Annotated in this window: 19 protein-coding genes; 10 read left to right on the top strand and 9 right to left on the bottom strand. The window is 44.8% G+C overall.

Translation table 11 applies throughout. The annotated features are described in order from the left end of the window. The first annotated feature begins 53 nt into the window (after window positions 1-53). From ACSVDE_RS00335 to ACSVDE_RS00300, 8 genes are all read left to right on the top strand, one after another. Complete coding sequence (locus ACSVDE_RS00335; protein WP_439298975.1) at window positions 54-1,451, top strand: YheC/YheD family endospore coat-associated protein; 1,398 nt, start codon at window positions 54-56, stop codon at window positions 1,449-1,451. A 13-nt stretch (window positions 1,452-1,464) separates the two neighbouring features. Next, window positions 1,465-2,835: a YheC/YheD family endospore coat-associated protein gene (locus ACSVDE_RS00330; protein WP_439298974.1), complete on the top strand. Its 1,371-nt coding sequence runs from the start codon at window positions 1,465-1,467 to the stop codon at window positions 2,833-2,835. Next, window positions 2,832-4,049 (top strand): YheC/YheD family endospore coat-associated protein, encoded by a 1,218-nt coding sequence (locus ACSVDE_RS00325; protein ID WP_439298973.1) that lies wholly within the window; start codon window positions 2,832-2,834, stop codon window positions 4,047-4,049. The genes ACSVDE_RS00330 and ACSVDE_RS00325 overlap by 4 nt, the downstream gene beginning before the upstream one ends. Window positions 4,050-4,062: 13 nt before the next feature. After that, a complete protein-coding gene (locus ACSVDE_RS00320) occupies window positions 4,063-4,257 on the top strand; it encodes a hypothetical protein (protein WP_439298972.1) in 195 nt (64 codons plus the stop codon). 133 nt (window positions 4,258-4,390) lie between these two features. Further along, the gene (locus tag ACSVDE_RS00315) at window positions 4,391-5,284 is read left to right on the top strand and encodes a PucR family transcriptional regulator (protein ID WP_439298971.1); all 894 of its coding nucleotides are present in this window, start codon (window positions 4,391-4,393) and stop codon (window positions 5,282-5,284) included. Window positions 5,285-5,415: 131 nt separating this feature from the next. Beyond that, entirely contained in the window at window positions 5,416-6,516 is a 1,101-nt protein-coding gene (locus tag ACSVDE_RS00310; RefSeq protein ID WP_439298970.1) for an ABC transporter ATP-binding protein, read from the top strand. Between the two features lie 318 nt (window positions 6,517-6,834). After that, a complete protein-coding gene (locus tag ACSVDE_RS00305) occupies window positions 6,835-7,626 on the top strand; it encodes a transporter substrate-binding domain-containing protein (protein ID WP_439298969.1) in 792 nt (263 codons plus the stop codon). Then, a complete protein-coding gene (locus tag ACSVDE_RS00300; protein ID WP_439298968.1) occupies window positions 7,619-8,281 on the top strand; it encodes an amino acid ABC transporter permease in 663 nt (220 codons plus the stop codon). Before ACSVDE_RS00305 ends, ACSVDE_RS00300 begins: the two co-directional genes overlap by 8 nt. A 28-nt stretch (window positions 8,282-8,309) precedes the next feature. Here the strand turns inward: ACSVDE_RS00300 and ACSVDE_RS00295 are convergent, their stop codons facing one another. From ACSVDE_RS00295 to ACSVDE_RS00280, 4 genes are all read right to left on the bottom strand, one after another. Continuing rightward, window positions 8,310-8,570, bottom strand: coding sequence for a hypothetical protein (locus ACSVDE_RS00295; RefSeq protein WP_439298967.1), 261 nt, complete (start codon window positions 8,568-8,570; stop codon window positions 8,310-8,312). A 78-nt stretch (window positions 8,571-8,648) separates the two neighbouring features. Beyond that, window positions 8,649-8,843: an alpha/beta-type small acid-soluble spore protein gene (locus tag ACSVDE_RS00290; protein WP_349409562.1), complete on the bottom strand. Its 195-nt coding sequence runs from the start codon at window positions 8,841-8,843 to the stop codon at window positions 8,649-8,651. Between the two features lie 74 nt (window positions 8,844-8,917). Then, window positions 8,918-9,130, bottom strand: coding sequence for a hypothetical protein (locus tag ACSVDE_RS00285; RefSeq protein ID WP_439298966.1), 213 nt, complete (start codon window positions 9,128-9,130; stop codon window positions 8,918-8,920). Window positions 9,131-9,205: 75 nt separating this feature from the next. Continuing rightward, on the bottom strand, window positions 9,206-10,558 hold the full coding sequence (locus tag ACSVDE_RS00280) for a TrkH family potassium uptake protein (RefSeq protein WP_439298965.1): 1,353 nt from the start codon (window positions 10,556-10,558) through the stop codon (window positions 9,206-9,208). Window positions 10,559-10,784: 226 nt separating this feature from the next. On the opposite strand from ACSVDE_RS00280, the gene asd reads away from it, so the two are divergent. Then, window positions 10,785-11,639 (top strand): archaetidylserine decarboxylase, encoded by an 855-nt coding sequence (gene asd, locus ACSVDE_RS00275; RefSeq protein ID WP_439298964.1) that lies wholly within the window; start codon window positions 10,785-10,787, stop codon window positions 11,637-11,639. Window positions 11,640-11,662: 23 nt separating this feature from the next. Here asd and ACSVDE_RS00270 read toward each other — a convergent pair whose 3' ends face one another. Further along, entirely contained in the window at window positions 11,663-12,754 is a 1,092-nt protein-coding gene (locus ACSVDE_RS00270; protein WP_439298963.1) for an SDR family oxidoreductase, read from the bottom strand. 60 nt (window positions 12,755-12,814) lie between these two features. On the opposite strand from ACSVDE_RS00270, the gene ACSVDE_RS00265 reads away from it, so the two are divergent. Further along, window positions 12,815-13,738 carry a zinc dependent phospholipase C family protein gene (locus ACSVDE_RS00265; RefSeq protein ID WP_439298962.1) on the top strand — a complete coding sequence of 308 codons (924 nt, stop codon included), beginning with the start codon at window positions 12,815-12,817 and terminating at the stop codon, window positions 13,736-13,738. 38 nt (window positions 13,739-13,776) lie between these two features. On the opposite strand, the gene ACSVDE_RS00260 is transcribed toward ACSVDE_RS00265, so the two are convergent. The 4 genes from ACSVDE_RS00260 to ACSVDE_RS00245 form a co-directional block, all read right to left on the bottom strand. Further along, on the bottom strand, window positions 13,777-15,054 hold the full coding sequence (locus ACSVDE_RS00260; protein ID WP_439298961.1) for an MFS transporter: 1,278 nt from the start codon (window positions 15,052-15,054) through the stop codon (window positions 13,777-13,779). Window positions 15,055-15,247: 193 nt separating this feature from the next. Beyond that, window positions 15,248-17,269, bottom strand: a complete 2,022-nt coding sequence (locus ACSVDE_RS00255) for an ABC transporter ATP-binding protein (RefSeq protein ID WP_439298960.1) — start codon at window positions 17,267-17,269, stop codon at window positions 15,248-15,250. 2 nt (window positions 17,270-17,271) lie between these two features. Continuing rightward, window positions 17,272-19,026, bottom strand: a complete 1,755-nt coding sequence (locus ACSVDE_RS00250; protein ID WP_439298959.1) for an ABC transporter ATP-binding protein — start codon at window positions 19,024-19,026, stop codon at window positions 17,272-17,274. Window positions 19,027-19,835: 809 nt separating this feature from the next. Continuing rightward, window positions 19,836-20,597, bottom strand: coding sequence for a DUF2087 domain-containing protein (locus tag ACSVDE_RS00245; RefSeq protein WP_439298958.1), 762 nt, complete (start codon window positions 20,595-20,597; stop codon window positions 19,836-19,838). Window positions 20,598-20,708: the final 111 nt, after the last annotated feature.

The following is a 20,708-nucleotide window of genomic DNA, read 5'->3' as shown; positions in this document are numbered from 1 at the left end:
TAGTATACGATATCCGCAGATGCCTATAAATGCAATAAAAATGAGGGAGTCCAATGAAGGGAAAAGAAACGATCCAAATCGCCTATACGCCACATACTTCCTCAACCCCCTATGTCATATGGCTCAGCAACCATTTATGTACCTCATTCCAAATCGAGCCGGGTAGTAAAACCTGGTTCCGATTCGGTAGTGAACGTTTTTTGGTGACGTGTGAACCGAAATTGGACGACACTTTCAGTCTGATGCTCTTTCCGGAGGAACTCGCCCTGAACCACATTTTACCTTCTCCACATCGCACCTATACGCTTTCTTATCATGTGGAAAAAAACGAACTCCAAGTCGGGCCGATCTTATCGATGCTCGTGGAAAAACAGGAAGACCAAAAGGACGATTTCGGAAAGCTTACCGATTTCGCTTCGGAACTGAATGAATACTGTCAACAACATCATGCGCTCTTCTATATGTTTTCAATCGACGATGTGGATGAGGACCGAATCTGGGGTTATCGGTTCAATGGAACGGAACTTCTAAAAGACGTATACCCTTTTCCGGATGTGATCTATAATCGCATTTCCAACAGGAAATTCGAACGTTCAGTTCCTTGCGTGCAATTTTTCAACCGTTGTCAGGATTGGGGCATCCCTTATTTCAATGACCGTTTCTTATCCAAATGGGATGTGTTCAACCTCCTTGTGGATCGCAATGCGTTGGCCGCACACTTGCCGAAAACCATTCAGCTTAAGGAGGAAGAATCCATCCTTGAGCTCTTGAACACGTTTCCGAGTCTGTTTTTAAAACCGATCGATGGCAGTGAAGGCAGAGGAATCTTACGAATCACCCGCCTATCCGATGGGCAGTTCCGATTGGATGCATCGAAAGCATTGGATCCACCTCTCCCATTATTGAATGAACAAGGTGTAATCACATTCATTGAACAGTATGTTCCTGAGGAACACTATATCCTTCAACAGGGTATCCCACTCATTCAGCAAAACGACAGCTATGTAGATTTTCGTATACTTTGCAACCGGAACGAATACGGTATATGGTGTATCACCTCAAGTACGGCAAGGGTCGGGACTAGAAACCGTATTATCACGAACGTCTCAAGCGGGGCTGCAATCGAGCCATTGATGGATGTGTTGGAAAAACGCTTTCCGATACAAAAAGCGAAATACATCCGCTCGGTCCTTTTCGATCTCGCTATTGAAACGGCGCAATGTATTCATGAAAAAGCAAACGGAATCTACGGAGAGTTCGGTATTGATTTCGGTGTGGATACGGAAGGACACGTATGGATCCTCGAAGTCAATACGAAGCCTTCAAAGCATGCGTCGATTCAGCGTGAATCTGGTGAAATCCGTCCTTCCGCCAAGGGCGTTTTCCTGTTTGCAAACTACCTTTACACAACATCTTCTCATGAATGGAATCACCATAAAAGCAAACGATGAAAGGAGCTTTCGTATGCACGACCCTCAAATCATCCCTGTCATGGAAGGCAATACCGACATCCTGTATGCGCCTAACAGCCAGTTCAGGGAATGGATGAATCTAAAGTCGTTTCCGAATACAGTTTGTTATGGACAGAAACAGATTCCGATTCAAGTTCAACCCCATCCGGATCAGATTGAACAATACGCAATGACTTGCTCTCTACAAAAAAAGTTGAACTGGCCGGCCGATGATCCCGTCCATCTGTTTGATAAGGACTCCATCTTATACGCTGGTCCGATTGTCGGAATCTTTACCGCCGGTTTTACGAGTAATCTCCATCTCCCTTTCGGTGAAAGGACGAAAATGTTCGCGAAGCTCCTATCAGCTGCACGCAGAAACGGTGTGATCTGTTTTGTCTTCGGCTCCCATCATATCGATTGGGAAAAAAGTGAAATCACTGGATACCAATATGATGCCTCTGGCTGGTCACGAAAGGATTTTCCTTTTCCAAATATCATTTATGACCGCCTTCCCAATCGTAGAATCGAGCAGATGCAAGTCTCAGTTGAAACGAAAGGAAAGCTGCAGGAGCAAGGCGCCCTCTGGTTCAACCCGGGCTTTTTCGATAAATGGCAGGTGTATGAAAAACTGAAGACGGATAAGACAGTGAGAAACTTCCTGCCGAACACAGTACTGTCACCGAATCAGAATCAGATTGAGCAACTATTATCCCGCTATCGAAACATCTATTTGAAACCGACGAACGGAAGCCTTGGCAATGGGATTCAACAAATCATCAAGCGAAAGAATGACCCATTTTACTATATTCGTTTCCGGAGCAGTGATTCGAACCGGCTGAGACGTTACACGAGCTTGAAACGCCTACTCCGAAAACAGTTCGCGAATGGAACCGATGGATTCATGGCACAACAAGGTATTCATCTCGTCCAGTCAAACGGCAACGCCATCGACTTCAGGGTCCATACGAATCGTGGGAGGAGAGGACAATGGGAGGTCAGTGCGATTGCGGCGAAACTTGCGGGTTCAGACAGCATCACGACACATATTACAAGTGGCGGCAAGACTTTAAGTCTTTCGGAAATCATCAATGACCTTGGATTGTCGAAAACGATTGTGCAAGACATTAAAGAGGCAGCGCTAAGTTTAAGTGATGCTTTGAGCGAGCATGAAAATGGGGAAATCGGGGAAATCGGATTCGATTTAGGTGTCGATGAAAAAGGATCGATCTGGATGTTCGAGGCAAACTCGAAGCCCGGTAGAAGCATTTTCGACCATCCGAATTTGAATGCCTATGATCGAAAAACGCTCGAACTTCCTTTCCAATATGCCCTTTACTTGTTTGAACAATCAATTGGACAACAGGCAGCTGTCAAACAATGATCCCGCTTTTCTACAATGTAAAAAAGAAGCAATGGTTTCATCGGGAAAAAGGTAAAGCCTACACATGGGGTGTGCTTGACACACCTATCTCCTATCTTGAAACAGATACAGATGACGAAACGTTTAAAACGGTGCTGCACGAAAAGCAGACGAAACTCGGTCCCGTCGTCGGGATTTTGGCTTCATCGAGTAAAGACGCTCCTTTTACAGGGAATACCAAGACGTTTCAAAGGTTCATCAACCATGTGCATAGCCATCATGGCTTCGCATTCGTTTTTACAAGGTCGGGGATCAAGGTGGACGCAGTAGACGGCTACACCCTCCATCCTGTTACACATCAATGGATTAAAATCCGCCTGCCTTATCCCGACTTCGTTTATAACCGGATTCCATCGCCTGACGACGAAGATTCTCTCGAGTATGAAGAGAATATGAGCTGGTTGAATGAATATGGGATCCCTTTTTTCAACCGCTCTTTTTTATCTAAATGGGAGACGTATCTATTATTGAACCACCATGTCCACTTACAACCGTTCTTGCCAGAAACGAAGCGCGTCACCTCTCCACAGGTTTTGAGACAGATGCTAAAGGATCATGGAGCCATTATCCTGAAACCTACATCACGATCAAAAGGAAGCGGTGTCTTGAAGCTTGAGAGGTCGTCTAATGGTAAGCTCCAGGCTTTCTCTAATGCAGGATTGGATTCATTTGAAGATGTTACGGAGTTTTGGAAAAAGCGTTTTGACCACACAGTGAGGTTTATCGCCCAGCCTTTCATTGTGCGGAAGAAAATAGAGGGTCTCCCATACGATTATCGGGTCCTCGTCCAAAAGGGACCGGATGGCTGGCGAGTTTCAGGGTATGGAATTCGTTGTGCAGGAAAAGGTAAGCTGACCACCCACGTTCCGAGCGGCGGTACTCTGTTACCTGTGAACATGGCGCCACTCCACGGGGAACGATTGAACCGTTTAGCCATCATGATTGGAAAAACACTCGACAATGCATTAGGACCGATCTGCGAATTTTCCATCGACCTTGGAATTGATCAAGGGAACCACTGTTGGATATTCGAAGTCAATTCGAAGCCGATGGTCTTTGACGAAGCACCGATTCAACGGGAATGGGAAAAACGGTGGTTCGAGCAGGTTTTAGCAATTACTGGGTTTTCTCAACATGACATAAATCCCCTCCCCGGCACTCATACTATCGGATAAGGAGGGTCAAAACATGGCTGATAATGGTTCACAGTATGAAGGACGCGACAAATCCTATATGGACATCGACCGGATGATCAATGAAGGGATGGCTGGAGGTACGGTAACAGGCCGTTACAATCATGAACAAATCGACGAAAGCCGTCCACTTTATGATGAAGAGCCTCCTGTTGAGTACAAAAACTCATCTAAAGACCGGTTGAAATAAAGGATTACGACGGACTGTACCATCCCCTTTATTGGAGATGGCAGTCCTTTCTATTTTTAATAGCGATGATTATACGTTCTGATCTAGCTATTGTTATACTAGAGTCAATACGTTGATGAAGGGATTATGGGCAATGACAGATCTACATAAACTGAAAAATATTCTAGGCCGTGACAACGTCATCCAACACAACCATGAGAAAGGAACGGACGAGGAGTTCTTATGGTACCGGACGCAAGAAGGTGAAGAGCTCGGGATCCGAAAAACAGCTGTGACCTCAGACAATGAACAGCTGCTTGGCGTGTTCCTTACACCTTTGGCAAGCCGTCCGATGGATGAGGACCAGACACAGTCCGCCTGGTTTGAGCTGTTGTACAATGACCGGACATCAGACAAGAATTATCGTATTGAAAAAGGCCGCCTTTTGCACTTTCAAATCAACAGCGAGGATGTCGAGCATGAGCTATTCGTAGAAGCTTTTCAGAACATGCTTTCTCCAGACATCATCCCTGTGTGGAGAGATCGGTATTCAGGCGTCTTCATTGAACCGTCGGACCTCCCTCCCACTACTGTCCAGCAATTAGACGAGCTGATCCATACAATTGAGAGCGACTTTTACATGAAAACGACGATGTTCATCGGCTCTCCCTTTTCTTCTATCCAGGAAGCGAAGAAATGTTTCGATAAGGAAGAGGATTTTTACGAAGTGGTGGCTGAATATCCGCAACGGTCGCAGATCTACACGCTCACTTCTGCCTTACCTGCCATACTGTTACATCAAGCAAAGCGCGATGATCTGACGTATGTACAAAATCAAATATTGAAAGAAGTCGATACCGAACTGTTGAATACGGTAAAAGTGTTGCTGGAGTGTGATTTGAACTATTCGTTAGCAGCGAAGAAATTGTTCATCCACCGCAACAGCCTGCAGTACCGGATTGAGAAGTTCTCTGATCTGACCGGTCTCGATCCGAAGACATTCATGGATGCCGTCACATGTCATCTGCTCTTCTTATCACTCGATTAATCAAACGTTTGTACAAAGTGCATAACAATAGGTGCATTTTTTGTGCATCCTTCCAATTTACGTGAAAACGTTTTCCCTCTAAACTTATGTATTAAGAGAAAACGTTTACATATTGGAGAGGGGAAATTGACATGGCAGATATCACTATGAGCAAAATCGTTAAACGATATGACAACTCCGTCACTGCAGTACAAGATTTCAACCTGGACATCAAAGATAAAGAATTCATCGTATTCGTCGGACCATCCGGTTGTGGTAAATCGACTACCCTTCGTATGATCGCCGGTCTTGAAGAAATTTCTGAAGGAGACCTAGTAATTGGGGACAAGCGTGTAAATGATGTTGCGCCTAAAGACCGTGACATCGCAATGGTTTTCCAAAACTACGCACTTTATCCGCATATGAATGTGTATGACAATATGGCTTTCGGACTGAAGCTCCGTAAGTTTGATAAAGGTGAGATTGAAAAGCGTGTAAAAGACGCCGCTCGTATTCTCGGACTTGAAGAATATTTGGATCGTAAACCAAAAGCATTGTCCGGTGGTCAGCGTCAGCGTGTGGCACTTGGTCGTGCCATCGTACGTGACCCACAAGTGTTCTTGATGGACGAGCCGCTTTCCAACCTTGATGCTAAGCTGCGTGTACAAATGCGCGCTGAGATTTCGAAGCTTCACCAACGTCTGCAAACGACTACGATTTACGTAACGCATGACCAGACGGAAGCAATGACGATGGCAACTCGGATCGTCGTCATGAAGGACGGCGTCATCCAACAAGTCGGAACTCCGAAACAAGTATACGACACACCTGAAAACGTATTTGTCGGCGGATTCATCGGGTCCCCTGCCATGAACTTCTTACATGGGCAATTGGAAGATAACCACTTTACCATGGGGAACATTAAATTGAACGTTCCTGAAGGAAAGATGAAAGTCCTTCGTGAGCAAGGTTATGGTGGTAAAGAAATCATCCTTGGCATCCGACCAGAAGACATTCATGATGAGCCTGTATTTACAGAGGCTTCTGAAGGAACGAAAATCTCTGCTGTCATCGATGTAGCAGAATTGATGGGTGCAGAAACGTACCTCTATTCAACTGTAGCGGATCAAAACTTTATCGCACGTGTCGACTCCCGTACTGACATCCAGAATGGACAAAAGCTCGAACTCGCATTCGACATGAACAAATGTCACTTCTTCGACGCAGAAACTGAAAAAAGAATCCACAGCTAATTGAAACTTAAGGAAGCTGACTCGAACATTCGAGTCAGCTTTTTTCATTACCTTTCTCCTATTTTTCTCCGATCATAAAATGAATAACCCCGATGCGTTATCCTCCTTCCATTTTCCCGAAGCATAGAGATTATGAAGAAGAGATTCAATCGTGCCTGGAACGGGAAATGCAGTTCACAAGATGTTTGTTTTAGCTGAAAATGAACATAATACTTTATGATTGACTTCACACGTTTACCTCACTACAATGTAAAAGGTACTTAGTTATCCTATGTATTTTGTCAGAATTAAAACATAAACCATCAGGAGGGTATATACATGAAACGTACTTGGCTTTATTCCTTTATTGCTGTCCTTCTCATTGGAATCCTCGCAGCTTGCGGAGGCAACAATGAAAACGGACAAGGTGAAGCGGGAGGAGATGGAGACGAGCGTGAAGTTCTGAAAATCGGAACGGAAGCGACCTATCCACCATTCAGCTTCAGAGATTCTGAATCCAATGAAATTACGGGTTATGACGTGGAAATTGCTCGTGAAGTCGCAAAACGCATCGGTATGAAAGCAGAATTCGTACCGACCGAATGGAAAGGTATGTTCGGAGCGCTTGATACAGAACGCATCGATATGGTTGCGAACCAGGTGACCATCACAGATGAACGTAAGGAAAAATACGCTTTCTCTGAGCCGTACACGGTTTCAGGTGGTCAAGTCATCGTTCATGAAGATAACGACGACATCAAAAGCATTGAAGACTTGAAAGGTAAAACCGTCGGTACGACCCAAGGAAGTAACTATGCGGAAGCTGCTGAAAAAGCGGGCGCAAACTTGAAGTATTACAAAGGGATCGCTCAAGTTCTTACTGATCTGAACGTCAAACGAATTGATGCAGCCTTGAACGACCGTCTCTTCATCCAGCAAGAATTGAAAGAGGACAGCTACAAGGTAAAACCTGTCGGAGATCCATTCAACCAAACGAAGATGGCATTCGCTTTCCGTAAAGGTCAAGATGAGCTTATTGAAAAAGTGAACAATGCGATGAAGGAAATGAAAGAAGACGGAACACTTGAAGAAATTTCTCAAAAGTATTTTGGAGAAGATGTAAGTGAATAACGACATCATCAACCTCATGACAAACTCCCTCCCGTTCTTACTGGAGGGAGTTCAAATTACAGTCTTCCTAAGTGTCGTTTCCATTATCGGCGCTTTGTTCCTTGGGCTGATCATTGCGGTTATGCGGATCTCGAATGTGAAGGTCTTATCGGGCTTGGCTCGATTCTATGTATCCTTTTTCAGAGGAACACCTTTGTTGACCCAGCTGTTGCTCATCTATTTCGGGTTGACCTGGTTATATGCATTCTCTGGCGTTCAAGCTGCGCTTTTAGGACTCATTCTCCATTTTAGTGCTTATATTTCAGAATCGTACCGGGCATCGATCCTTTCCATTTCAAAAGGACAATGGGAAGCAGGATATTCACTCGGTATGAACACAGCGCAAGTGTTTAAGGAGGTCATTCTTCCTCAAGCGTGGAGAAGATCGATTCCTCCTGTCTGGAACTCTTTAATTGATATTGTAAAAGCATCCTCTCTTGCGTCCGTATTGGCTGTCCAAGAACTGACTGCAAGAGCAGATATCATAGCGGCTTCGAACCTGGATGTCTTTTGGATCTACGTAGAAGTCCTCTTTATGTATTGGGGATTGACGACGTTGTTGAGCTTCCTTCAAACGTATCTGGAACGAAAACTGGATGTCAGTTTACAAGCCTAAGCAATAGCTCGAATGGAGCTGTTGCTTTTTAATTGGATTCAGATCGCCATTCGTGGATCAGCAATACATTTTCAGCCGCACATTGTGAACAATAAAATACATGAGGGCATTGGTTGTCCTTCTCATCATCCGGAATACCGTCTTCCATTTTCAATGAGTCGATTTCCGCATAGGGGCTATAATCATCATAGTAATCCATCACTCGACCGCTGTCTTCCATCATTCCAAGACAAGAGGGGCAACGATATTGGGTTGAACTTAATTGATTACAGACTGGACAAATGGACATAGTTGTCGATCTCCTTTTCAATAAAGTTGAAAGAAGGAGTGGAACTTGTCCACCCCCTCAAAGCCATCTTTATGAATGTTATCTTCCACCAAGTTGTGATTGAGCTTGTTGAACAAGACGCTTAGTGATTTCTCCTCCAACAGATCCGTTAGCACGAGAAGTTGTGTCTGGTCCTAGTTGTACTCCAAATTCAGAAGCGATTTCAGTCTTCATTTGGTCTAAAGCAGCTTGAGCACCTGGTACTACTAATTGATTAGAATTGTTTTGAGCCATGTATCTCACCTCCTCCTTGGTAACCATAGTTTGCGTTATTGAGAATGCGTTATTCATATTTATCGCATGGAATTTTATAGCACATGAATATGACTGCTTTTTCTCGAAAAACGAACCGTTCCTTTCGAGATACGAACCACTTCTCCCGAATTACGAACCACTTCTCCCGAATTACGAACCACTTCCCTCGAAATACGAACCGCTTCTCTCGAATTACGAACCACTTCTCTCGAATTACGAACCACTTCTCTCGAATTACGAACCACTTCTCCCGAAATACGAACCAAAATCTGTTCACTCCCAGAATTAACCCACTTTTACACAAAAAAACGACTGAGCTTTTCCGCTCAGTCGTAACATTTCTAGCCAATGATGACTTGTTCTTTTGGATAGTGATAGGTTTCTTTGACGATTTTCCCTCGAATGATGAACAGGAACGACAGGATGCCGACACGTCCTATGAACATCAGGAAAATGACGAGCACTTTTCCAGGTGTACTCAACACTGGGGTCAGTCCCATTGATAAGCCACACGTTCCGAAGGCTGATGCCACTTCAAAAATGATCGCCATCAGAGGAGCTGATTCCGTGTACATCAAAATAAGTACAGAGGTCCCGAACATGAGCACAGCGACACTTAGGACGACGAATGCTTTTTGCACATCCTCTGAAAGCAGTTCACGCTTGAACACCTTGATGGTCGGTTTTCCTTTCGCAAAGGACAGAATCGCCAGGATGACGATTGCGAAGGTAGTCGTCCGGATTCCGCCACCGACGGAACTTGGTGAGGCACCAATGAACATGAGACCGGACATCAGCAGCTGTGTCGGTTCCGAAAACGCATTGATGTCCATCGTCGATAATCCCCCACTCCGTGTCGTTACGGATTGGAACAAGGAATAGAACAAGATTTGATGCCACTTTTTATCTTCATAAAATAAATTGAACTCCAGTACAATAATGAGAAGTGTACCTATAACGACTAGGAAAAAGAAGGTCACTGTCGTCAATTTCGTAAACAATGAGAACTGGTACTTCCCTTTCTTAGAAGTTATGTATTCTTTTACTTCCAACAAGACCGGGAACCCGATTGCTCCAAGAATCATCAACAAAATATTGATGAATTGGACAAAATAATCGGCGGCAAATGGCTGCAGCGATTTCCCTGTTATGTCGAATCCTCCGTTCGTCGTCGCACTGACGGATGCGAAGAACCCTTGCATGAACGCCTCTTGCCACGTTTCGAAGTAATTCAGGAAATACACGCCAAGGATCATCGTTCCGATTGCTTCAATGATCAAGATGAGATAAAGGATCTGGATCATCAGGCGGACTAGCCCCTGGAGAGTCGATAGGTTCTGGTCGGTCATGATGAGCTGCCGTTCCCTTAACCCGATCCGCTTACCGACTAAGAGCCAGATGAACGTTCCGAGTGTCATGATTCCGATACCACCGAATTGTAAAACGAACGCCAACAAGAAATAACCCAGCTCGTTGAACGTCTCAGCCGTATTCACGACTGTCAGACCTGTTACACTGATCGCACTGACCGCCGTAAACAATGCGTCGATGAACGACCAGTCCATCCCGCCTCTATGCGCATATGGAATGCTTAATAAAGAGGTCGACATGACGACGGCCCCTAGGTAAAACAACACAATCAATTGTACGGAAGTTAAACGTATTCTGCGATAACGTCGAATTTTTTTCATCATTATACAACCTTCTACGATTTTCTATGTCGAATGAATCTATCGTACCTAATTTAGATAAAACTGAAAACCCTTTTCTTGAATTAGTTTTCCCATCTTTTCCCGACACAAATGCGTTTTATTGTTATTTAGTATTAACACCCAATGTAAATCAAAGTATAATATTGGTATTGTTTTGAAAAATAATAATCACCATCGCTTTATATCTGCATGGATTGGAATGAAGGAAATGAATGTTGTTTTGAAATATGTGTTGAAATCCCTGCCTCATCACGCGATTACGAATCTGGTGGGGACATTTATGAAATCCCGTCTCAGTAAATTTGCGATTCCTCTTTATATACGTTCATATCAGATCGATGTTTCAACAGTTGAGAAGCCTCTTTCTGAATTCGATAGCTTGAATGACTTTTTCAAAAGGAAATTGAAGTCGGATGCACGTCCGATTCATTCACATAAAGATGTATTCGTCAGTCCGGTCGATGGCGTCATCAGCCAGGTCGGTCGAATTGAAGACGGTGAATTGATCCAGGCGAAAGGCGTCTCTTATACGGTCGAGCAGCTGCTTGCTGATCCGTCCAAGGCAGAGATGTTCGAGAACGGTTCTTTCATGACGATCTATTTGAGCCCGAAGGATTATCACCGTATCCACGCACCTGTAGAAGGAACGATAACCGATTACAGCTATATTCCTGGACGGCTTTACCCGGTCAATAAAATCGGTGTCACCTCGATCGAAGGACTTTTCACAAAAAATGAACGCTTGTCCACCTACATGGATACTACTACTGGAAAAGTGGCGATTGTCAAAGTTGGAGCATTGATTGTAGGCAGTGTCCAGGTCGCTTACCAGGAGCAAGTTGAAAGGCTTCATCAAGGAAAACCGTATTCCGCGGTCCTTGAAACGATCCAGTCCGTCCACAAAGGGGATGAGATCGGGCACTTCGAATTCGGTTCCACCGTCATTCTATTATTTGAAGAAAATCAGATTGAAATGGCGGGGAGTGTCGCGGAGGGCTCATCCATCAAAATGGGTGAACCACTCGGCTATACAATGAAAAAGCTTGAACGGAAAGTCGATTAAAGGGTGATGAGATCACCCTTTTTTCATTTTACAAGAACAGCCTTCTCCTTATCATGTCTTGAAGCTTTATAGTATTTCACGATCGCTTCCCCGTATTCTTCAAAAGAAGGACAACGTATTCCTGAGCCATCCAAATCTTCGATCGTATTCGTCGCATCATAAATCGTTTCACAAAGGAAATAATCAAGCGTCTCCCTCTCTACCTGTACCCATCTTCTGAACTGAGGAATCCTCAGCATCCCGCTTACAACGGATGTCGGAAGGACCCAGGAAGGTTTCTTATGAAGGAGATGGCCGACAATCTGTTCATACAGATCTCTTGCGTCACTCGGGCGCGGATCGGTGAGATGATAGACCTTTCCTTCACTCTTATCATAATGCGCAAAATAATAGACGGCTTCCAAAATGTAATCGACGGGAACCAAATAGACCGGCACCTCTCCTCGTCCGATGTACGGAATCGGAAGACGTGCAAACTTATCGAGGAATCGCATGATGAAATAAGGACCGTCAAATTTCACGGTTTCACCTGTCTGAGAATGTCCGACAACGATGCCAGGACGAATGATTGTTGTCGGGACCTTGTCCATTCTTTCCTGAACGAGAACCTCCGCTTGATACTTTGTCGCTTCATAATGATTTTTGAAGCGTTGCCCCTTCACTAGCTCCTCTTCATAAACGATTCCAGTCCTGTCTCCAGATACATAGGCGGTGCTGAAGTAAATGAACCTCTTCAAATTAGGAAGTTGTTCTACGCAATCGATCACCATCCGAGTGCCTGTGACATTCACATTCTGTGCGAGCGTTTTCGGAACTGCGAGATCGTATATGGCAGCAAGGTGGAACACATGCGATACAGAATCCAGCTGCTGCTCCTCCTCCAAACCAAGTCCTTTTTGCGTGATATCTCCTTGTAAAAGAGTGTAGCGCTCCTGTGTCCCCAACATCCGAACGGTTGATTCCGCCTTTTCTATTTGGCTTGGATGGACCAACAGCTTGAACATCGCATCTGGTTCTTTTTCTGAAATGAATTCAACCAGCTTGGTAGCCAGAAAACCAGGGAAGCCTGTCATCAAATAAGTGTTGCGCATCGTCTTCACTCCAATCGTTTTCATTAAACTGGAAATCCTATATAATTTGAACTAACAGACCAAGTCGTGAGAGGTGACTAAGCAATGCCGAATGTATGGACACATATGTTTTTTGGGGAACGATTATTAGAAAAAACCAACATCATAAAGCTGGATGCGGACACGAAACCGTATTTCAATTTTGGTACCCAAGGTCCGGATCCCTTTTTCTATCACAATTTCTGGCCGTGGAAATCGAGTGCTGTTACGGAAGTCGGCGACCGGATCCACCATGAAATGTGCGGGGACTTCCTATTGAAACTGATCGACTTTACGAAAGACCGTTTGGATGATGAGAAACTCGTCGCCTTTACGACCGGCTTCATCACGCATCACATCCTGGACCGGAATGCACATCCGTACATCAATTACCGGTCAGGAACCGAAGGGAATCGACACCAAAAGCTTGAAATCATTATCGATACACTACTTATGAAAAAGTTCAAAAATATCGAAACGTGGAAAACGCCTGTATACAAAGAGTTGTCCATCGGAAAATCATTGCACGAGCCTGTTGAAAGGATGCTTAGAGAAACTGTCGATGCCACCTTCCCGGATCTTCACGCCAAAATGCCTGATGGCTATGTTCAGCAATCGTACCAACATATGCAGACGGCACTTCGGGTTCTATACGATCCGTTCGGTTGGAAAAACAAGCTGTTGAAAGAGCGTGTTCATCCTTTTTCCTATCAGAAAAACATTGCTCCGGCTGATTATTTGAATGAAGAAAGAACGCCATGGTTCCACCCTGCTCAACCCGATGAAAGACACGAAGAAACGTTCTTGGAATTGGTGGAGCAAGCAGAGCGTGAAGGGATCGATATTTTTACAGAGCTGAAATCCTATTGGTTTGAAGATGACATGAACGCTTATGAGTCTCTGAAACAAAAGCTCGGCAATATTTGCTATGACACAGGAAAAGATCTCTCACTGCAACTGGAAAACAGACACTTTGAACCGATTTTATAAGAAAGCCTGAGCGGAGCAACTCCTCCACTCAGGTTTTTTTACATTGTCACCTCATTGTTCAGCTGCGCTTCTTTTTTACCTTTTTCAATATCGACGCGGGAAAGTAGGAAGATTCCGAGCAGGAAGAAAATGATTAACGAGAAGATTCCCATGCGCGTAGATCCTGTCAGTTGACCGACGATCCCGAACACAAATGGTCCAAAAATCGCTGAGAACTTTGCTGATATCCCATAGAATCCGAAAAACTCTGCGTGCTTGTTCTCGGGCACCATGCTTCCGAATATCGAGCGGCTCAACGCCTGTGCCCCGCCTTGAACGAAACCGACCATGATGGCGAGCGCGTAAAAGTGTACGGCCGATGTCATGAAGTATCCGAGCATGACGATGACGACATATGTCCATAGCGCGATGTACAAGGCACGCTTCGCCTGGATCTTTTTCGCTAAAAAACCGAATAGGAAGGCAAACGGGATACCGACGAACTGGGTGATAAGGAGTGCAGCAATCAGATCTGTTGAACCGATTCCGATATCTCTCCCGTAAATGGTCGCCATTTTGATGATGGTCGAAATGCCGTCGTTGAACAACCAGAACGCGACTAAGAAGATCAGCAATTGCTTGAACTGGTTGATCTCCTTGAATGTCGTCTTCAAGCGTTTGAAGCCGATCGTGACATATGATCCTTTCAGGTCAGGTTGCTCGTGCTTGCGTTCCTGGATGTTGCGGAACAGCGGCAGTGAAAAGACGAACCACCAGACACCGACACTGGCGAATGAGAGTTGTGTTGCAATCAGTGAGTTCGGTAGGAAGAACCATGCCGGCTTCATGATCATCGTCAAGTTGAGGAGCAGGAGCAAACCTCCGCCAATGTATCCGAACGCATATCCTCTCGCAGAAATCCGGTCGATCTCCCCTTTTGGCGCAATTTCAGGTAAGAATGCATCGTAAAAGGCATTTCCCCCTGAAAAACCGATCGTACCGAATATGAGGAGAATCGAAGCGAGGATGTAGTCCCCTTCCCCGACAAAAGCGAGCAGGATACTCGCAAGGATCCCCATGTATGCGAAGAATCGTAGAAACTTTTTCTTAGAGTTCGAATGATCCGCGATCGCTCCGAGTATCGGGGCGAGTAGTGCGACAATCAAAACAGCGATGGATTGCGAATATCCCCAGTAAGCTGTTGCCGTCGTCTTATCGATGTTCTTTGCTGCAACATCGTAATAGAACACAGGTAAAACAGCTGCCATGATGGTCGTGGCAAAGGCGGAATTCGCCCAGTCGTACATCGTCCACGAATAGATTTCTTTCTTCTTCATATCGATCCCCCTCTTATCTGCACCAGATTATCGCTTTATATCATTGTATGTCCGATATTTTCCTTACAGTTCTATATTCGCTTCCATTAGGAGGTTCACCTTTTTGATTTTTGTAAAGCTTGGGAACGGTTAAGATGGACTTGAAGCCCATAAAGAAAGGACTGATCCACTAGGATCAGTCCTCCTCTCTCTTTCATACAGCCTGGGATTGTTTCGTTCCTTGCTGCATTTGATACATTTGATAGTATTTGCCTTGTACTTCCATCAGCTCATCGTGCGAGCCTCGCTCAACGATTCGCCCGCGATCGAGCACGAGAATCTGGTCTGCGCTCTTAATTGTAGAAAGTCGATGCGCGATGATGAACGTCGTTCGTCCTTTCTTCAATACATCCAGTGCCTCTTGGATGATCGCTTCCGTCTCAGTGTCGATGTTCGCTGTCGCTTCATCCAGAATCAAGATCGAAGGATTATAAGCCAACGCACGAGCGAATGAAATCAACTGACGCTGTCCAGCTGACAACGTACTTCCTTTTTCAATGACCGGCTCATCATAACCGTTCGGAAGATGCTGGATGAACGGCTCTGCACCGACATCGCGCAACGCTTTTTCAACCGTTTCACGAGAGATGTTCGGATCATCCAGGCTGACGTTCGAAGCAATCGTCCCTGTAAAAAGGAACGGATCCTGCAGCACGATTCCCATGTGCTTACGCAAGTCCTGCCTCGTCATCTTCTGGATGTCCTGCCCGTCAATCATGATTTTACCGTGTTCAATGTCATAGAAACGGAACAGCAGGTTCATGATGGAACTTTTACCTGAACCAGTGTGACCGACAAGCGCGACAGTCTCGCCTTGTTTCGCTTCAAAGGAAATGTTTTTCAACACGTAATCGTCCTCTTTATAGGCGAACGTCACGTCATCAAAGACGACATTTCCGTCATAACGAGGAAGTGTCGTATTGGACACGTCCTCCCCTTCACGATCCAACAAGCGGAACACTCGCTCACCAGAAACAAGTGCTTGCTCTAAGTTTGCGAGCTGCGTCACGATTCCCATGATTGGCTGGAACAAACGGTTCAAGTAATCGACGAATGCATACAGCACACCGACGGAAACAGCAGTTGTCGCCGTGAGGGATGCCCCACCGAAATACCAAATCAAGGTTACGAATGCGATGTTCCGCAGCAACCCGACTAGGTTGTGTGACATCAAGGCATCGAGACTGAGCAATTTGTTCCGATATTGGAAATACTCCTCGTTGATCGTTTCGAACTCTTTCGTCGTCTGCTTCTCTCTTCGGAATGCTTGGATGATCGTCATCCCTTGGATCGATTCGTTGATCATCGCATTCAAATCACTCAGCCGTTGACGGATCAAGTGGTTGTACTTGGACGCATACTTTCGATACATGATGATCCAGACGAACATGATCGGGATGATGACAGAACAGATCATCGCTAGTCGGACGTCCAGGAAGAAGAGCGCCGTCAGGATCCCGAGGATATAGATGATCCCTGTGAAAAATTGCGCCAACACCGTGACGTACAGTTCACGGATCGCTTCAGTATCGTTCGTGATTCTTGAAACGACTTTCCCGGCTGGCAAGTTATCAAAATAATTCACTGGCAATCGTTGAATCTGTCCGAATACATCCGTCCGCATATTTTGGATGATCCGATTGGCAGACTTCTGTAGCAAGTACTTTTGCCAGTAGGTGAAAAATGCAGAAATCACGAGCAACCCTAGGTAAAAGGCACTCAAATAGATGAGCCACTTCACTTCCGGTTGATAGAACGCGAGTAACTGATCGGTCGTCAGTTCGACCGCATCATACTCCGCTTGGTTTTCACCTTTTTCAATGACGATGCTGTCGCCTTCAATCGAGCGGTTCCCATCAAACTCAATCGGTTCGTCAATGAAATAGTAATCTCTTTTTACTTGTAGGATCCGGACTTCCGGGTACTCAGAGGCATCTCCGTCAAAATAAGCTGTACGGATGTAATGGTTCCCTTTGTATTCGACTGTCTCTTCACCTGGACCGTCTACTTGAATCCAAGGTTTTTCGATTCCTAGAATATGATTGTCGATCATTTTCTTTGCGATGAACGGACCGGTCAGCTCAGCTGAAACCGCAATCGTCAACATCGCCAATGCGAAAAAGATCATCTTCTTATATCGTAATGCGTATCGGTATAATCGTTGACCTACGCTCATAATTACACCACACCTTCTGAGAGGCCGTCTTCAAGCTGCTGTCTTTCGTATTGCTCCTTGTACCAGCCTCCGTTTTCCAATAGTTGTTCATGTGTTCCTTCTTCAATCACCTTGCCCTCATCCATGACGAGGATCCAGTCTGCATGCTGGACCGCGGAAAGACGGTGCGTCGTGATGAAGGTCGTTTTACCTGATCGTTCATTCCGGATGCTTTCGATGATTTTCGCTTCCGTTTTCCCATCGACAGCTGACATCGCATCATCCAATAGTAAAATCTCTGGATTGACGAGTAGCGCGCGGGCAATCGAAATCCGTTGCTTCTGACCACCTGACAACGCAACACCCTTCTCACCGACAAGCGTCTTCATGCCTTGCGGTAAGTTTTCAATATCATTTGTGAGTGATGACAGTTCGACCACATCGTTCAGTCGTTTTTGTGACGTATCATTCACGCCGAACGTGATGTTTTCCTTCACTGAACGTGAGAACAGGATTTGTTGTTGAGGAACATATCCCATCCATCCGTGCAATTGCGTCAATGGAATGTCATCGATCGGTGTGCCAGAAACGGTGATCGCACCTTTTCCGAGTGGATATTCACGCAGCAACTGCTTGATGAGCGTCGTCTTCCCGCTTCCCGTCTTTCCGACGATTCCTAGGGTTTGACCCTGTTTTAACGTAAAAGAAACATTCTTCAAGTTGTCGACTTGGGACGTTGGATAACGGAACGTCACGTTGTCGAACTTGACTTCAGTTGCCTTCGCTACCGGCTGAACGTTCTCTTTATCCTTCACATCCGCTTCATAATCAAGCGTATCGTTCACTCGGTCGAGGGACGCATTTCCACGTTGCATGATGTTGATCAATTCTCCGATCGCGAACATCGGCCAGATCAACATCCCAAGATAAACGTTGAAGGAAATCAACTCACCGAGCGTAATCGTCTTATGGAAAACGAGATACGCTCCGTAACCTAATCCAATCATATAGCTGATTCCGACGAGTATTTTGATCGTTGGTTCGAACAATGAATCAATCCGTGCAACAGAAATGTTCTTCTGGTAAACATCATCTGCCAGGTTTTCAAAACGTTTATGGTCTGCTTTCTCCTGAACGTAAGCACGTAGGACGCGGACACCGGAAACCGACTCCAACACCTGGTCATTCAAATCACCGAACGAATCCTGGGCGGTCGTAAAACGTTTATGCATCAGCTTTCCGTAGCGGTTCATGAGGATCGCCATGATTGGCAATGGCAACAATGCCGCTAACGTCAGCTTCCAACTGATCATGAATCCCATGACGAACAGGATCGTGATCAGGAAAAAAGTCGAGTCGATCAATGTCAGAATTCCAAAGCCTGCGGTCATCGAGATGGCCTTAAGATCATTCGTCGCTCTTGCCATCAAGTCACCGGTACGATGCTTTTCATAAAACGTCGGGGTCATTTTCAACAGATGTCCCATGAATTTTGAACGCATCGTCTTTTCAACCAAGAATGCACCCCCAAAGAGCTGATACATCCAGATGTAGTTGATACCGTAATTCGAAACGAGTAGCGCTCCGTATATCCCGACGAATTGCATCAATCTTTCAAAAGTAAGGCTGCCGATCGTCATTTCGTCGATTGCCATTCCGATCAGTTTCGGTGGAATGACCTCCATGACGTTGACGATCTGTAATAAGATGATTGCGATTGTGTATCTTTTCCAATGTTTTTTAAAAAACCAACCTAGTTTGACTAATACTGAAAACATGCTAGATCTCCTCTCCTGCTGTTCGCTTTTGTTTTGGTTTGTCAGCCGCCTTCGATCCGATCGATATGGCGTGCTTTTCTTTGGATTTTTGCATTCATGAGAATGGCTCCTTTCAATTACATGGGTTTTATTTATATGAAGCATTCCGTTTCGTTTCGGATGCTTATATACAAGTGGCACATCATGCTCCCCTTTTTTGTTTCCATAGAAGTTTAATCATTGAGGTTTCACTTTCAGCAACTTCTTTTAGTTTTATTTATTGACTATTTTCTTCATTTGGAAGTAGATTGAAGCGCAAGGTGCGAGACTCCTACGGGACGAGCGGTCAGGTGGAGACTCCTAATGACGCGAAGCGTCAGGAGGCTCACCGCCCGCCCCGTGGAAAGCGAGCAACCTGGAGCGGAAATCAATTCATACAAGAGCAACAATGCATAGGAAAACAGCTTTATTATAAAAAACAAAAAAAGCATGCCACACGTAAGCGGCATACTTCTTCCTTGGATTGAAATTTCTAAAAGAAATATAAAAAGCTCACGCATATAGGTGGCGTGAGCTGAATGTACAAATATCTAAAAATGCAGATAGAGGTGCCTTTATCGGTCCACGCCATGCTTTATGAAGTTGTTTGCAATTGAAACAATGCAATCTTGTTTCACTGAACGTACGATGTAGTTTTGCATGACGCTACCTCCTTTTCATCCTATTTTTATGAATTCCTATTAAAGTTTATACCAACCCTTTCCAAATGGCAATAGACTTTTGTCTATTTTTAAAATTTTTTTACAATTCCATTCAGGTTGGTATTCGCCTTACTTTTTCACCCAATATTCACTACAGTCTTTGCTGCGGTCAAGAAATCCATATTCAATGAGGTATCTTCTAACTGTAACAAAATCATCGATGATCGGTTTGAGCACTTCATTGACTTCCATTTCATTATATTTCCGTTCTGGCTCAAAACGACGAATAATTTGTTGAAGAACGATGATTTTCCGTTTCTCTTTACTCGGAAACTGGGTCAGTGGTCCATCTACGCCCTTGTTAAAATACGTATTCAAAACTTTTTCCCGTTCTTTGGTCGTTATTGCATATCGTTCATCCACTTGAGTTGCCCCCTTATGAATTTGTACGAGATCATCCTTTTGATCGGTATTTGTCTGCTTCAATAACTCCATGATGGCCAGGAACACCTTGGCTTGCTTTTCTTTTTCCTTCAACTTAAATCGGTGGGTCCGGATCGTAGAAGTACTACCTAAATCAAGGTGCTGAGCAATTTCCTTATCGGACTGCCCGTCTTTGAAGCAGGACAGGATTGTACGTTGGACATCCGTCAGCCCCGTGTATTTCTTGTTCATGCTTAATAGGTAGTCGAGCATCGTACCATGTTCATCCGTGATGTGTTGTTCGATCGCCCTTTCCGCTTCCATCAATAGATCATCAGTCCATTTATAGATGAAGCCTTTCTGAAAGCTTTTGCCGCAAACCAGGCATGAGTACTGCTCTCCATTAAATGTGTAGCCTTTTTTCAATTCTTCCGTATTCGCGTCCCAAAATCGGTCTTGGTGTTCCAATCGTAAACCCTCCATTATTCCGTTTGCTCTCTAACAAACACTTTACACTAATGTTTGCATTTTTACAATCGTTTTCTGGTTTTGTTTATAAAAGAACAAACAAAAAGGCTG

It is taken from the genome of Pseudalkalibacillus sp. Hm43 (assembly GCF_051842935.1).
Taxonomy (GTDB): Bacteria; Bacillota; Bacilli; order Bacillales; family Fictibacillaceae; genus Pseudalkalibacillus.
This window is presented reverse-complemented; position numbering and strand designations above follow the sequence as displayed.

Excerpts from the sequence above, each read along its gene's own strand:
- ACSVDE_RS00335 (WP_439298975.1), top strand. The coding sequence starts at position 54 with ATGAAGGGAAAAGAAACGATCCAAATCGCCTATACGCCACATACTTCC.
- ACSVDE_RS00330 (WP_439298974.1), top strand. The coding sequence starts at position 1,465 with ATGCACGACCCTCAAATCATCCCTGTCATGGAAGGCAATACCGACATC.
- ACSVDE_RS00325 (WP_439298973.1), top strand. The coding sequence starts at position 2,832 with ATGATCCCGCTTTTCTACAATGTAAAAAAGAAGCAATGGTTTCATCGG.
- ACSVDE_RS00320 (WP_439298972.1), top strand. The coding sequence starts at position 4,063 with ATGGCTGATAATGGTTCACAGTATGAAGGACGCGACAAATCCTATATG.
- ACSVDE_RS00315 (WP_439298971.1), top strand. The coding sequence starts at position 4,391 with ATGACAGATCTACATAAACTGAAAAATATTCTAGGCCGTGACAACGTC.
- ACSVDE_RS00310 (WP_439298970.1), top strand. The coding sequence starts at position 5,416 with ATGGCAGATATCACTATGAGCAAAATCGTTAAACGATATGACAACTCC.
- ACSVDE_RS00305 (WP_439298969.1), top strand. The coding sequence starts at position 6,835 with ATGAAACGTACTTGGCTTTATTCCTTTATTGCTGTCCTTCTCATTGGA.
- ACSVDE_RS00295 (WP_439298967.1), bottom strand. The coding sequence starts at position 8,570 with ATGTCCATTTGTCCAGTCTGTAATCAATTAAGTTCAACCCAATATCGT.
- ACSVDE_RS00290 (WP_349409562.1), bottom strand. The coding sequence starts at position 8,843 with ATGGCTCAAAACAATTCTAATCAATTAGTAGTACCAGGTGCTCAAGCT.
- ACSVDE_RS00280 (WP_439298965.1), bottom strand. The coding sequence starts at position 10,558 with ATGATGAAAAAAATTCGACGTTATCGCAGAATACGTTTAACTTCCGTA.
- asd (WP_439298964.1), top strand. The coding sequence starts at position 10,785 with ATGAATGTTGTTTTGAAATATGTGTTGAAATCCCTGCCTCATCACGCG.
- ACSVDE_RS00270 (WP_439298963.1), bottom strand. The coding sequence starts at position 12,754 with ATGAAAACGATTGGAGTGAAGACGATGCGCAACACTTATTTGATGACA.
- ACSVDE_RS00265 (WP_439298962.1), top strand. The coding sequence starts at position 12,815 with ATGCCGAATGTATGGACACATATGTTTTTTGGGGAACGATTATTAGAA.
- ACSVDE_RS00260 (WP_439298961.1), bottom strand. The coding sequence starts at position 15,054 with ATGAAGAAGAAAGAAATCTATTCGTGGACGATGTACGACTGGGCGAAT.
- ACSVDE_RS00255 (WP_439298960.1), bottom strand. The coding sequence starts at position 17,269 with ATGAGCGTAGGTCAACGATTATACCGATACGCATTACGATATAAGAAG.
- ACSVDE_RS00250 (WP_439298959.1), bottom strand. The coding sequence starts at position 19,026 with ATGTTTTCAGTATTAGTCAAACTAGGTTGGTTTTTTAAAAAACATTGG.